Here is a 12,780-nt window from a genome sequence, read left to right on the forward strand (position 1 = left end):
ATAATTTGCTTACATATAAATAATACGGTGTGTTCCGCTGTAGTCAGCAGGCACAGCCATCAATTCCTCCAGCCATTCCAGCCCGTACCGGTTCAGATAATACATCATATTATAGACACGCTCCTGAAGCTTACCCAGCGGCATTAGCGATAGCTCGATCCGTTCCCACTGGCGAAGTGCAGCCTCATTCTGCTTCTCCATCGCATCCAGAGCTTTGCCCTGCAGGAAGGAGATCTGGTCGATAATCTTATCCTTGTTATTGCCACCCAGCCTCAGCAGACCTGCCTGAATGCTGCCAAGCTGCTCGATCAGCGGCTCATACATCCCGGAGAAGGCCGTCTTGATCTCTTCAAATTTGTCTTCGAGCTTCAGCTCATCCTGAGCGTTCAGCCACGCTTTGCGTTTATCATCCAGACCCGTCTGCACATCCGTGAAGGACAAGCCGTATTTATCCATATGCTTGCGAAGCGTTCCCTCAATCACTGTAAAAGACATGCGCGGAATAATCAGCGGCATCTGTCCGTCCAGCACCCTGAAGGCTTGATGCGGAATGGCCCAGTAAGCCATTTCCCCTTGTCCAAGCACCGTAGCGAGTACAGGAAGTACATAATCCTGCATCAGCGGACGGGTTAACACATTGTTGCTGAACCGTTCGGGATGGCTCTCCAGCAGCTCCAGCAGCTCAGAACGCGAGAACGAGACCGTAGCCTTCCGGTCTGCGAACCGTCCCTCTACCTTATGGAGCAGAAGCCTTGCACCTTCATGAATATAGAAAAGATTCGCATTGCCGGGCGTCACATCGGCCTGCAGCTCATATCCGCTGGCCGTAATCCGTTCAGCTGCGGCAAGATAAGCTGCCTCCAGCTCGTCATTGCGCTCAATCATTGATGCGAACATGGGCGCTTCCAGCCTGCGCAGGGCAGGATCGGCCGAATCCAGCAGAATCAGTCCGAATTTGCCGAACAAAGATCCCATCAGCTTGGCAAACGCCTCCGTCATATTCCCGGCGGCCGTGGATGCAGCCGTAACCAGCTCCATCAGCTGCGGTTTGAATTCACTGTCCTGCAATAAGCCGTCCAGCTGCGTAACCGCCTGAAGCCAGCTCTCGGTATCTACCTGGATCTCGCTGACCGAGGACCGGGGACCTTCGCCTTTATCCAGCTTAATGCGGGTAATTTCGCCTGTCCGGTTCAGCACATACGTATGATTGACCTCATCCCAGTCATGATCCTCACCCGCAATCCAGAACAGCGGAACGACCGGCCGGCCAAGCTGGGCCGCTGCCTCCTTGGCTGCCTGAATCGTAGTAATGGCCTTATAGACCACGAATAGAGGGCCTGTGAACAAACCGCTCTGCTGGCCGCCTGTCACTACCAGGGTATCCGGCTGTTCCAGCAATTCTATCGAGCGGAGGACGGCTTCATGGGTATTGTGTTTCCCGTTGTAGCTGCGCAGGTACGACACAACCTCTGCACGGTCTGCCCGCAAGCTTCCTGTACGATCAAGCCACACTGCGCGTTCAGCCCGGCTCTCCGGGCTGCGGAAGTCCCCGCCATACAAATGTCCTACTGTTTCGTATTGATGTATATAGTCACTGGCGAGCGCAGATCCGCCCGGCAGTGGTTCCGGTACAACATTCATCGATAATGGCCTCCTTGTTCTGCAATAACCCGCTGCTATATGTAATTCATAAATCGGTAAACCCTTTATGATTGTATCCAAAGTTGGGTGCGGCGTCAAAGTAATATACGCCATCCTTATGAAGGATATCCGTAAATCGAAAGAATAGGCGAGAGCTGAATGCTCCCGCCTACGTTCTACTTGCCCTTTTAAGTTTAGGCAAATTGCTTGGCTACGAAATGTCCCTTGGACACTTCAACCAGTTCATAATCGCTGTCATTTGTTTTCTCGCCGGCCGCATAAATCGGGCTGCCCAGCTCATCATGCAGATGAATGCGTTTTTTGTTCGCTTCAACCTCTGGGTCTGGAACCGGAATCGCCGAGAGCAGAGATTTGGTATATGGATGGATCGGATTAGCATACAATTCTTCGCTTTCCGCCAGCTCTACCATTTTGCCCAGGTACATAACGGCCACACGGTCACTGATATGCTTAACCATGGACAAGTCATGCGCGATGAAGAGATAAGTAAGTCCAAGACGATCCTGCAGCTCCTTGAGCAGGTTAACGACCTGCGCCTGGATGGACACGTCGAGTGCCGAGATCGGCTCGTCACAGACGATGAACTTAGGGTTCACGGCGAGCGAACGGGCAATCCCGATACGTTGGCGTTGTCCGCCGGAGAATTCATGCGGATAACGGGTGGCATGGTCATGGTTAAGTCCAACCATATCGAGCAGCTCTTCAATCCGCTTCTTGCGTTCCTGCCGGCTTCCGGCCAGATTGTGAATATCCAGTGCTTCACCGATGATATCAGACACCGTGAACCGCGGGTTAAGCGAGGCATACGGGTCCTGGAAAATCATTTGCATATCACGGCGCATAGCCTTCATCTTGCCGCCGGACAATTTGTAGATATCTGTACCATTGTATTTCACGCTTCCCGCAGTCGGTTCATACAAGCGGAGAACTGTGCGGCCGGCAGTAGTCTTGCCGCAGCCGGACTCCCCTACCATCCCCAGGGTTTCGCCTTCACGGATCGAGAAGCTAATATTATCAACTGCCTTAAGAACTCTTCCTTTGCCCACATTGAAATATTTCTTAAGACCTTCTACTTCAATCAGATTCTTGCTCAGATTCTTACTCAAACGAACTGCACCTCCTTGGCCATCGAATGCAGATTCCAGCAGCGCGCTATAAGCGTATCACTGAACTCTGTGATGCCGGGATCAATCAACTCCTTCACAGGAGGCACTGCTTCGCTGCAGTACGCTGTGAACGGATAACCGACCGGCGGCTTAATCAGATCCGGGGAAGCTGAAGTGATCGGAATCACCTGCTCGCCCTTCTTCGGGTCTTGTGCTGCCATGCCGCACAAGACCCTTGGTGTATTACGATAACCGTCCCGGCAACTACGCCGGGGTTCAGTGTATTCAGGATGATGGAGATCCCAAGCGAATTGCTGCACTTCGCCGGAGAATTCGTGGGGATATTGGTTAAAGCGAGCCTACGCTTTCATAATGCCTACTAGCTTCAGCATTTCAACAGCTTAATGATTCGCTTCGGCCGCTAGCATATTCTGATGTTAATCAAAACTTCGGTTATCTGATTGCCCACTTGGATCATTGGGTTCAAAGAAGTCATCGGGTCTTGAAATATCATGCCAATATCTTTGCCGCATGGGTTCCACCATTGTTAATATCTATTTCTTCAGCTTAGGATCAAGCGCATCACGCAGGCCGTCACCAAAAATATTAAAGGAAAGCATCGTTAAACTGATAAGAATCGCAGGGAACAGGAAACGCCACGGATAGTAAAGCCAGCCGGTCAGCGAGTCATTGATCATCGAACCGAGTGAAGCTACCGGGGCCTGTACACCAAGACCGAGGAAGCTCAGGAACGCTTCGGCAAAGATGGCATTCGGCACGGACAGCGTAATCGTTACAATAATCGGTCCTACAGCATTCGGCAAAAGATGCTTGAACAGCAGACGCTTGGACCCTGCACCCATCGAACGCGAAGCCAATACGAACTCACGGTTCTTCAGCTGCATAATCTCCCCGCGCACAATCCAGGACATCGTAATCCAGCCCGTTATCGTCAGCGCCAGGATAATGGTACCAAGGCTTGGTTCAAGTACGACCAGCAGCAGGATAACTACCAGCAGGTATGGAATGGAGTACAGAATTTCAGAGATCTTATTCATGATATTGTCTACACGGCCACCGAAGTAACCCATGATTCCGCCGTAGATGACCCCAATGAAAAGGTCAATGGCAGCAGCGGCAAGGCCGACAATCAGTGAGATTCGTGCGCCGTACCAGGTACGGACAAAGATATCGCGTCCCAGATCATCTGTACCGAACCAGTGGTCGGATGATGGGGGCTTATTCGTGTTGAGCAAATCGTTAGAGTAGTAATTGAACTTTGAGAAGAACGGCGCAATTATTGCAGCCAGTACAATCAGTCCAAGAACCCCCAGAGCTGTCATTGCCATTTTATTCTGGCGCAGACGTTCCCAGGAATCCCGCCAGGCGGACAGACTTTCGCGCTGAATGACTTCAGCCTGCCGTTCATCAACTCCGACCTTACGGAAATCTTCCGGTTTCAGGTTCGCATCCTGCGATACCAAGTTTTTATCAGAAGCCACTCGTTAGCCCTCCTTTCCGCCAGATAGTTTGATACGCGGATCTATAAACACATAAGCAATGTCAGTGATAAACCGCGCTACCATAAGCAGTACACCATAGAAGATGGTAATCCCCATAATAACGGTATAATCACGGACGCCAATCGCTTCGACAAATTGCTTGCCGATCCCGCCGACACCGAAGATCTGCTCAATAACGACCGAACCGGTTACGATGTTAGCCGTCATAGGTCCCATATAGGTTACCACCGGCAGAATTCCGTTACGCAGCACGTGGCGGCTCAAGATGGCTGCCCAGCTTAGGCCTTTCGCCTTAGCTGTCTTGATGTAATCTGCATGCAGGACCTCCAGCATACTGGAGCGCGTCAGCCTCGCTATGAAGGCTATAGGCTGCGCCGATAACGCGGTTACAGGCAAGACATAATACATCGGCCCTTTGAACCCGGAGACCGGGAACATATGAAATTTGTAGGCGAACACATACTGCAGCAGCGAGGCGACTACAAAGCTCGGAACCGCAATCCCCAGCACCGCCAGCACCATTGCTGCACTGTCAATAAACTTGCGGTGATAGAGTGCCGCCATCATGCCGAGGAAGACTCCGACAATAACAGACACAAGAATTGCGATAAGCCCCAGCTTCAGAGACGCCGAGAATGTCTGACCGATCAGATGTGTTACATCCTGATTCAGACGCTTCATGGATACACCCAGATCGCCCTGGGCGATTTCACCCAAATACTTAAAATATTGATGATAGAGCGGCTTGTCCAATCCATATTGCTCGTATAAACGCGCTTTTATTTCTGGTGGAATCTTCTTTTCAGAAGTAAACGGGTCCCCCGGAATAGCTTTCATCAGAAAAAAGGTCGCTGAAATCAGCACAAACAGCGAGACAAGCATATAGAAAAACTTATTGGCAATATAACGAACCATCCCCATCAACACCTCCTTTGACTTTTTTTAAGACACATAATTAGATTTTATGAAAAAAATGGCCATTTGTCTAATTTCTTATTTTGTAAGTTCGTGAAATGTTTAACAAAATGCCCGAAATGCAAAAAAAAGGGATATATATGGAATTCCACATATATATCCCGAAGTGTAAAGCTCCCTTCAGACTATCACTATTCAGTTATATAAGCTGAAGGTTCTGTCATTCTTAGTGCTCGAGCAGGTAAGCGCGAGTGAAGTCAATTGCACCGCTGAAGTCAAGAGTTACACCTTTGAGGTACTCTTTAGTCAGGGAGTTGTTGGTGTAGTAGTAGAACGGAATCAGGATCATGTCATCCTGAATGATCATTTTCTCAGCCTTAGCAAACAATTCTTGGCGTTTTGCCAGATCAGAGCTTGTTTTGGCTTCTTGGATCAGCTTATCGTACTCAGGGTTAGCATAACCAGTATCATTGTTACCGCCGCCTGTTACCCACATATCCAGGAAGGTCATTGGATCATTGTAATCCGCAGTCCAGCCGGCACGTGCGATCTGGTAGTTCAGGTTCTGACGGTTGTCGATGAATACTGCCCACTCCTGGTTCACCGTGTTAACAGTGATATCCAGAGCTTTTTTCCACATATCAGCTACAGCCAAAGCAATTTTCTTGTGGCCTTCACTTGTGTTGTAAGACAATTCAACCGGTGGCAGTGCAGTCAGGCCTTCTTCAGCAAGACCTTCTGCCAGCAATTTTTTAGCTTCTTCTGTATCTTCTTTGAAGTAATCGTCTTTAACTGCAGTACGGTATTCACCGTCAGCGCCCGCGATACCTGGAGGTACATACCCGAATGCCGGAAGTTGTCCGCCCTGTGCTACGTTGTCAATCAGCGATTGACGGTTAACAGTCATAGCCAATGCTTTACGGATTTTAACGTTATTGAACGGTTTTTCGGTGATGTTGAATTCATAGTAGTAGGTACTTGCGATACCTTTTCTCTGGAATTCGTTAGGAAGCTCTTTCTGTACGATTGGCACCTGTTCTTGCGGGATTTCACCGTGAGGTGCACCAGCGCGGTCAAGCTCGCCGTTCTTGTAGCTCAAGAGTTCAGTTGCTCCACTGTTAACCAGGGAGAAGTCGATTTTAGCCAGCTTGATGTTGGCAGCATCCCAGTATTTATCGTTCTTGCTTACTTGCAGGGATTGGCCGGTAGTCCACTCAGTCAGTGTGAACGCGCCGTTAGTGATCATAGTGTCTTTGCTTGTAGCCCATTTAGCATTACCCTCAACGGATTTGTGTACAGGGTAATAAGTATAGAAGGACAGAAGTCCAAGGAAGTAAGGAGTTGGAGCTTTCAGCGTAACTTCAAGAGTTTTCGCATCTACAGCTTTTACGCCCACTTGACTGAAATCTGTAATTTTCTTTCCATAATATTCTTCAGCGTTCTTCAGGTAGTACAATTGATAAGCGTAAGGTGCAGTAGGATCTGTGTTAGGGTCGAGCACGATTTTCCATGCGCGAACGAAGTCAGCAGCCTCTACAGGGTCACCGTTGCTCCACTGCGCATCACGCAGGTGGAACGTATATACCAGTCCGTCAGCGGAAATATCCCACTTCTCGGCAATACCTGGCTCAGCTTGGCCAGTTTCATCATTCATGCGGGTCAAGCCTTCATACATTGTCTTCAGGACGGTGTTGGCTTGGCTGTCCTGAGCTTGTGCAGGGTTAAACGTAGGTGGTTCTGCAGTCAGGTTGACTCTAAGTGTCTGGTCAGCAGCCAGCTTCTCGTCACCTGTTGTTCCTGTGTTCGTGCTGCCCTCTGGTGCAGTCGTCGCCGCTGCATTGGTGCCGCTGTTCGCATTGTTCTTGTTTCCGCCGCAGCCAGCAAGCACTGTGCCGATCACCAGAACTATTGCAATCATGAGCAATAGACTTTTACTCTTCTTCATCTAGCAGTTCCCCCTAAATAGAATGTGGTATATGGTTTATGATTATACAACCAGTGGTCAAAAAAATCTAGAGCAATATTTTCTGAAAACGAGTTTTTTTTAATTCTTTAAAATTTTGTGACGTTGACGCTTCACCGGAGCAATGGAACGTTACATCGCTTGTGATATGTATTGAATGAGGCCTACCACCATAAATAATACGTAACCTACGCCCAGGAAAAAGAAAGAAAGCCGCCACACAGCACGAAGTAACCGTTTTCCGTCCACCCCTCCTTTGAGGCGGTTTTGCGCGCCGCCAATCAGTCCGGCGGATATTAATACAATAAGTAGTATAAGAAAGAATCCAAAGGTTGAGTCAAAAATAATATTAAACAGTCCCGAAACTGACAGCAATAAAAATAAAGTAGTTACGTCCATCGCCAGCATCATCGTTTTCCTCTTATCATGCCTCAGCCCGATTCCTGCGAAATACACAATCAAAAAAGGAACAATCGGAATAACGCTTAACACGCCGAACGAATTCCGGAGAAATTCCAAACAGCCTCACCCCTCCCTCACAGTCATGCCTTCTACCAGTCCGCAGATCCAGCGGTGCAGCGGAGCCTGAACGCCCTGCCGCAGCCCCATATCTACAATGCTTCCGTTAATCCAGCGGATTTCCGTCTCCCTTGCAGCAAGTACATCAGCAAGCATCGATGATGTATTGCCCGAGGTCGCGCGGCACACTTCAAGAATGGCCTCCCAGGCACCGTGCTCCAGGGAAATCCCGCAGGCCTCTAATATCCCGGCTGCCTCTGTATACAGTTCCTTCATAAGCTGTACACGTGCAGCGGAGGCCAGTAATTCGCCGTTCCGGACCCGCCAAATGGCGGTTAGAGGATTAATGACAGCATTGATCAGAAGCTTCCGGTAAATGATGGTATCCACTTCTTTCGACAGAGAAGCGTGAAATCCTGCTGAGGCAAGAGCTTCTATGAAACTAATTATCGCCGCAGGCTCAGATGCCTGCCGGTCAGTTTCATGAATATTTATAGGAGAGCTGCTCTTCCCTATACATATTTCCCCTTTGCCGGCATGAATAACCTCTGTTAATGTTTTCCTCTTTGCCGCCTCTGTCGTTACAGCCGCCCAGATGGATGATTGCGGCAGCAGCCCCCTGAGCAATTCCAGATGTCCGCAGCCGTTCTGAAAGCCTATGATTACAAGCTCTCTGTCTCTGAGCGGCAGGAGAATCTCAGGCAGAGCCTCATGAAGCACCTTCTGCTTGACCGTTAACAGCGTAACCTCCCCGGGCTCGGCGAGCTGACGCTGTGTATATTCTTCTACCGGTGCAGCGGAGAAACTCCCGCCTGGAAGCTGTGTTGCCTCCCTGCCATCTTCATAGCTGACAGTCAGCCCCCGTTCGGATAGTGCCCTGCTCTGCTCTTCCCCCCTGCACCATATCCGTACTTCAGCCCCACCGGCGATCAGCCGCCCTGCAAGCAGCAGCCCCAGTGACCCCGCACCTATCACATCTATTCTCACTAACCCTGCCCCCTGCCATGCTAAGCACCAATAATTTTCCTAATTATATCCTGCTTGTCTCTGCAAAAGCAAAACAAAAAGCCCTGCTAATCCGTTGCTGTTACGCACTCGGACGCAGGGCTTGCTACATAAATCTTCTATTCAATCCGTTCCAGGTTTCCGTTCGCATCCATTTTGAATCGGGGCTTCTCTTCATCCTCTTCATTAAGAAAAGCCAGCCTGCGGGCACGGTCCATAATCTGGATCAGTGCCTTGTAATCATCATTGACCACACGGTAATCGCTCTGGGCAAGATTAACCTCTCTGGATAAGCGTTCATTCTCCACTCTCAGCTCTGAAAGCTCTTCTTCCTTCTCCCGCAGATCGCGCTCCAGCATCTTAAGCTGTCTTCCAGCCTCCTGAAACGTTCCTTTCCATTGCCGCAAAAAGCGGATGACGGCATCGATGGACAAGCTGTTCTCGCTTAATCCTTCGCTGCGGCTGTAGTCTTCCTCAATGTCACCAAGAATCAGTCCGGCTACCTGCGCCCCGCGCGAAGCAGGCTGTTTTTTCAGATAGCTCCGTTTCTGGCGCTGGCCTTTAGCAATACCGATGGCATCCTCGTAGCTTTTGCGCACGCAGCTGTTCCAGCGGAAACCGCAGGCAGCCGACGTTCTGCCGATTTTTTCACCCACCTCTTCAAAAGCAGCAAGCTGTGTGCTGCCCTCGCGGATATGACGCAGCGTTATTTCTGCCAATATCAGATCATCTTCTGCACTCCAAGCATCCTGTCTAACGGCTGTCATAAAGCCTAACCCTCCTAACAACATCATGAAATAACCATCTTCAGAACCGGCAGCTCCGCCGGGTAGTGAATAGGGATAAAAGCTGCTTACTCCATTTCTATGCCTCTATTAGAGTTCATAGAATCTATTTGATACTAATTTGTATTGCCAATTTGTCTGCACCTCATACTACCTTTGCTATAAATTCTCTTTTTCGAAACAAAAGGCTTGTGTCAATAATAAAAATCATATTTTTTATGAAATTTTGTATTTTTTTCAATGAATTCGTTTACAGTGTTTTGGAGAGCCGTTATAATAAAGTTAAAGCAGCTGTTAGCCGGATTCATATTGGAAGGGGGACCCTCTCTTGGACCGCATGTTTCGCGTATTGGGATTTTTTACACTTACCATCGGACTTATGGCTTTTGCCGGCAATCTCACGGAAATGGCCCTGTTATTCTTTTTGCAAACCGCTTTTTTTGTGATTTTGGGGTACATGAAGTTTACGGAAAAGACCTACATCCTGCTCTTTTGGGGGTATATGATCCTGACGTTTACGGGCTTCAGCTATTGGACGATATTTGAGATGGAATTGCCGCTCTAACGCATATATATAGAAATGAACGGATATGGCTTCTTGCTTTAAGGGAGCATTTCCGTTCTTTTTGTTTGCAAAATTGTAGTTCGGGGAGACGCAAAACAGGGTATGATATTTTAACAGGCTGAAACATATTAATAGTACATACCTGTCTAACTCTGTTCAAGGTGGTGGTGCAAGTGTTATCCCGTAATACGGTTCGCCGGTTATTCGCAGCAATATTGATCCTCACCTGCATCGCTATGTCGCCGGCTTCTCCGGTCTATCTGTCCGCCGGTTCCGGCTCCGCTTCAGGAGTCAGCGCTCCGCCGCCCTCTATGCCGGATGACGAAGAGACCCGCAAGCTGCTGGAGCAGACGCTGTCCTCTGCAGAGCTTGAACGTGAGATTGCCCGGATTACTGCAGAGCAACAGACGCTGGAGCACAAAGCCGCTGAGCTGGAGGAGCAAGCTGCTGCCAAACAGAGTAATATCGCGGACCAGCAGGAACGGGCAGGTGCTGTTGTGCGGGCCTATTATATGGGGGAACGGGATGGACTTCTTACCGCATTCCTCTCCGCCAAAAGCATCAGCAGGCTAATCGCTCTATTCGATTATTATGAGATTATTATGGGGCAAGACCGGAAGACGCTCACAGAATATGAGACGCAGTACAAGGATTTGAAAAGCACACTCACGGCCGCCCGGCGCAGCAGTCAGGAGCTGGCAGAGCTCAAAACGGCGCTCGAAGAGCAGCAGAAGCGTGTGCTTGCCTTAGATAAGGAGATTGCAGGCGGGATTCAGGCCAGTACAGATCCTCAGAGTATGGAGCGGCTGCTGGAGGAGTTCAGTAAATATTGGGAGAATATCGGACTGCATGAGGTGAGGAAGTATTTCAAAGCGCTGGCTTCTGCGATGAAGCAGCTGCCGGAGTTCGTTCAGAGCCGGGATGGCGTGCTGGTGCGCAAGGGGATGACCTATAATCTGGCCCTGTCCGAAAAGGATCTGAATGAGTTCCTGGTAACCCAGAACCCGCTGTTTCAGGATTTCCGGTTTGCGTTCAAGGACAATTCAGTCTCGGCAACGGGTAAAAGCGGGGGCTTGTCGCTGTCGCTGACCGGCCGCTATACCATACAGCAGGAGCCTGTCAACGGCTTGATGTTCCATGTTGATCATGTGGTATTCAATGGCCTGGAGCTGCCGGATACCACCCGCCAGGCTCTGGAGGAAGAATTCGATCTCGGCTTCTATCCGGCGAAGATTGTCTCCTTCCTGCAGGCCACCGAGGTCTCAAGCTCGGACGGCATCCTGCATGTGAAGCTGTCCCTCTCATTCTAAAGGAGGCTGTACCACCGCTTCATAAGCGGCGGCATTCAGCTTGCCTGTTAACAAACCAAGCGCCGCCTCCGCCTTCCGGCTCCACTCTGCCTCAGAGCCGGGACCGGGGGTGTTATCCTCTGCAAGGAACCATCCGGCTTCCATTGGCAGCTTCCCAATCTTGGGCTGAGCGGAGCGGTACAGCTCATCCAGTGCCGGCAGACGATCCGTGTTCTCCAGCCATTCCAGCTGGGCCTTGCTTGAAGTCACGTAGGCGAGCCATTTGACCGCTGCTTCCGGACTGCCGGATTGTGCAGGAAGGGCAAAAAAGCGGCTGTGAATAACCTCGTAGCTCGGTATCCCCTCCTGCTTCTTCGGCATCTGCACCGCCAGCGTCGAATTCCCGTGCTTCTCCCACTCCGAGAGCGGCACAGCCGCCACCGCAAGCTTCCCATCCTGCAGCAGCTCCCAGATCTCCTTATTGAACCGGCTGGTCAGATACAAATAGCTGCGCGCCGCTTCTGTCCACTGAGCCTGCTCAAGGCTGGCGGAGCGCAAACTGCTGCCCATGCTATGCAGCACGGCGGCATATCCGTACGGATTCTGCGTATCCATAGCCAGCAGATAACGTTTCTTCTCCGGGTCCTCCTTCAGCCGGCCTAGCAGCATATTCCACTGCTCCAGGCTTGCGGGCACCTCCGCAAAACCCATTCCGGCGAGCCGCTCCGGCGAATAGACAAGGACATAGGGATCGATATCCAGCGGCACTCCCCAGTTATATCCGTTCCACTGCATCTGCGGAATCAGCATCGTAAGCGGCGTGCTCCCGGGAACACTTTGGTAGATATCTACAGGCAGCAAATAGCCCCGGGTCGCCAGATCATAAATGCTGTGGCCGTCCAGCATCACGATATCCGGGCTTGTCCCAATGGTTAGTTCATCACGCACCTGTGCTCCCCCGTCTTCCGCCTCTACATTCTTAAGGATCACGCTGACTCCGCTGGATAAAGCGTACTCTTTGCTAATCTGCTCCAATACGCTGAACTCCTCCGTACTGAGTGAGACGCGGATCTGGAGGCTTTCGATTTCTCCTGCTTCCCCTGAAGGAGGACGCTCTGATTGGTCCAGCGGCTGTCTGGGCGGATAGCTTCCATGATCCGTATTCAGCTCCATGCTGGGTGACAGGCTTGTCAGGGCCAGCAGCAGAACTGCAAACAGCAGCCAGTAATTTTTGCGTTTCAGCACATGCGCTCTCTCCTTCAGCGTTTCTTATTCCTCATTTTAGCAGAGATGCAGGCGCTTGTCTTGGGTTGTGAAACCGTTCTCTTTATATAGAAGGAAACGGCGGGATTGTTCAATGCAGCCAAAACCCAGGTGCGCAAGACGCTGCGTGTGCGGATTATTCTTCCGATCGCTGTTAAAGCCCGATTTCATATTCAATAAGGGAT

Annotated in this window: 12 protein-coding genes; 2 read left to right on the plus strand and 10 right to left on the minus strand. The window is 50.3% G+C overall.

All coding sequences use genetic code 11. The annotated features are described in order from the left end of the window. Positions 1-9 precede the first annotated feature (9 nt). The 9 genes from bshC to NST69_RS22590 all read right to left on the minus strand — a co-directional run bounded on the left by bshC (position 10) and on the right by NST69_RS22590 (position 9,460). Positions 10-1,641, minus strand: a complete 1,632-nt coding sequence (gene bshC / locus NST69_RS22550) for a bacillithiol biosynthesis cysteine-adding enzyme BshC (protein WP_342547168.1) — start codon at positions 1,639-1,641, stop codon at positions 10-12. 194 nt (positions 1,642-1,835) lie between these two features. Then, positions 1,836-2,756 carry an ATP-binding cassette domain-containing protein gene (locus tag NST69_RS22555; protein ID WP_036724386.1) on the minus strand — a complete coding sequence of 307 codons (921 nt, stop codon included), beginning with the start codon at positions 2,754-2,756 and terminating at the stop codon, positions 1,836-1,838. Between the two features lie 8 nt (positions 2,757-2,764). Continuing rightward, positions 2,765-2,989 (minus strand): hypothetical protein, encoded by a 225-nt coding sequence (locus NST69_RS22560; RefSeq protein ID WP_051477945.1) that lies wholly within the window; start codon positions 2,987-2,989, stop codon positions 2,765-2,767. 333 nt (positions 2,990-3,322) lie between these two features. Then, positions 3,323-4,270, minus strand: coding sequence for an ABC transporter permease (locus tag NST69_RS22565; RefSeq protein WP_036724290.1), 948 nt, complete (start codon positions 4,268-4,270; stop codon positions 3,323-3,325). Positions 4,271-4,273: 3 nt separating this feature from the next. Next, positions 4,274-5,206 carry an ABC transporter permease gene (locus NST69_RS22570; RefSeq protein ID WP_036724388.1) on the minus strand — a complete coding sequence of 311 codons (933 nt, stop codon included), beginning with the start codon at positions 5,204-5,206 and terminating at the stop codon, positions 4,274-4,276. A gap of 226 nt (positions 5,207-5,432) precedes the next feature. After that, complete coding sequence (locus NST69_RS22575) at positions 5,433-7,151, minus strand: peptide ABC transporter substrate-binding protein (RefSeq protein ID WP_036724292.1); 1,719 nt, start codon at positions 7,149-7,151, stop codon at positions 5,433-5,435. A gap of 150 nt (positions 7,152-7,301) precedes the next feature. After that, on the minus strand, positions 7,302-7,661 hold the full coding sequence (locus NST69_RS22580; RefSeq protein ID WP_305954367.1) for a DUF3397 domain-containing protein: 360 nt from the start codon (positions 7,659-7,661) through the stop codon (positions 7,302-7,304). Positions 7,662-7,694: 33 nt separating this feature from the next. Further along, positions 7,695-8,675: a ketopantoate reductase family protein gene (locus NST69_RS22585; RefSeq protein ID WP_036724293.1), complete on the minus strand. Its 981-nt coding sequence runs from the start codon at positions 8,673-8,675 to the stop codon at positions 7,695-7,697. Between the two features lie 137 nt (positions 8,676-8,812). Then, on the minus strand, positions 8,813-9,460 hold the full coding sequence (locus tag NST69_RS22590; RefSeq protein ID WP_036724294.1) for an RsfA family transcriptional regulator: 648 nt from the start codon (positions 9,458-9,460) through the stop codon (positions 8,813-8,815). A gap of 346 nt (positions 9,461-9,806) precedes the next feature. Between NST69_RS22590 and NST69_RS22595 the strand changes: the two genes are divergently transcribed. Then, positions 9,807-10,043, plus strand: a complete 237-nt coding sequence (locus NST69_RS22595) for a DUF2626 family protein (protein ID WP_036724295.1) — start codon at positions 9,807-9,809, stop codon at positions 10,041-10,043. A gap of 173 nt (positions 10,044-10,216) precedes the next feature. Further along, positions 10,217-11,353, plus strand: a complete 1,137-nt coding sequence (locus tag NST69_RS22600; RefSeq protein WP_036724296.1) for a hypothetical protein — start codon at positions 10,217-10,219, stop codon at positions 11,351-11,353. Here the strand turns inward: NST69_RS22600 and NST69_RS22605 are convergent. Further along, the gene (locus tag NST69_RS22605) at positions 11,345-12,577 is read right to left on the minus strand and encodes an extracellular solute-binding protein (protein ID WP_342547170.1); all 1,233 of its coding nucleotides are present in this window, start codon (positions 12,575-12,577) and stop codon (positions 11,345-11,347) included. The two genes, NST69_RS22600 and NST69_RS22605, sit on opposite strands and share 9 nt — an antisense overlap. Positions 12,578-12,780 lie beyond the last annotated feature (203 nt).

Origin of the sequence: Paenibacillus sp. FSL P2-0089 (assembly GCF_038595095.1) — a bacterium.
GTDB classification, from domain to species: domain Bacteria; phylum Bacillota; class Bacilli; order Paenibacillales; family Paenibacillaceae; genus Paenibacillus_AQ; species Paenibacillus_AQ silagei.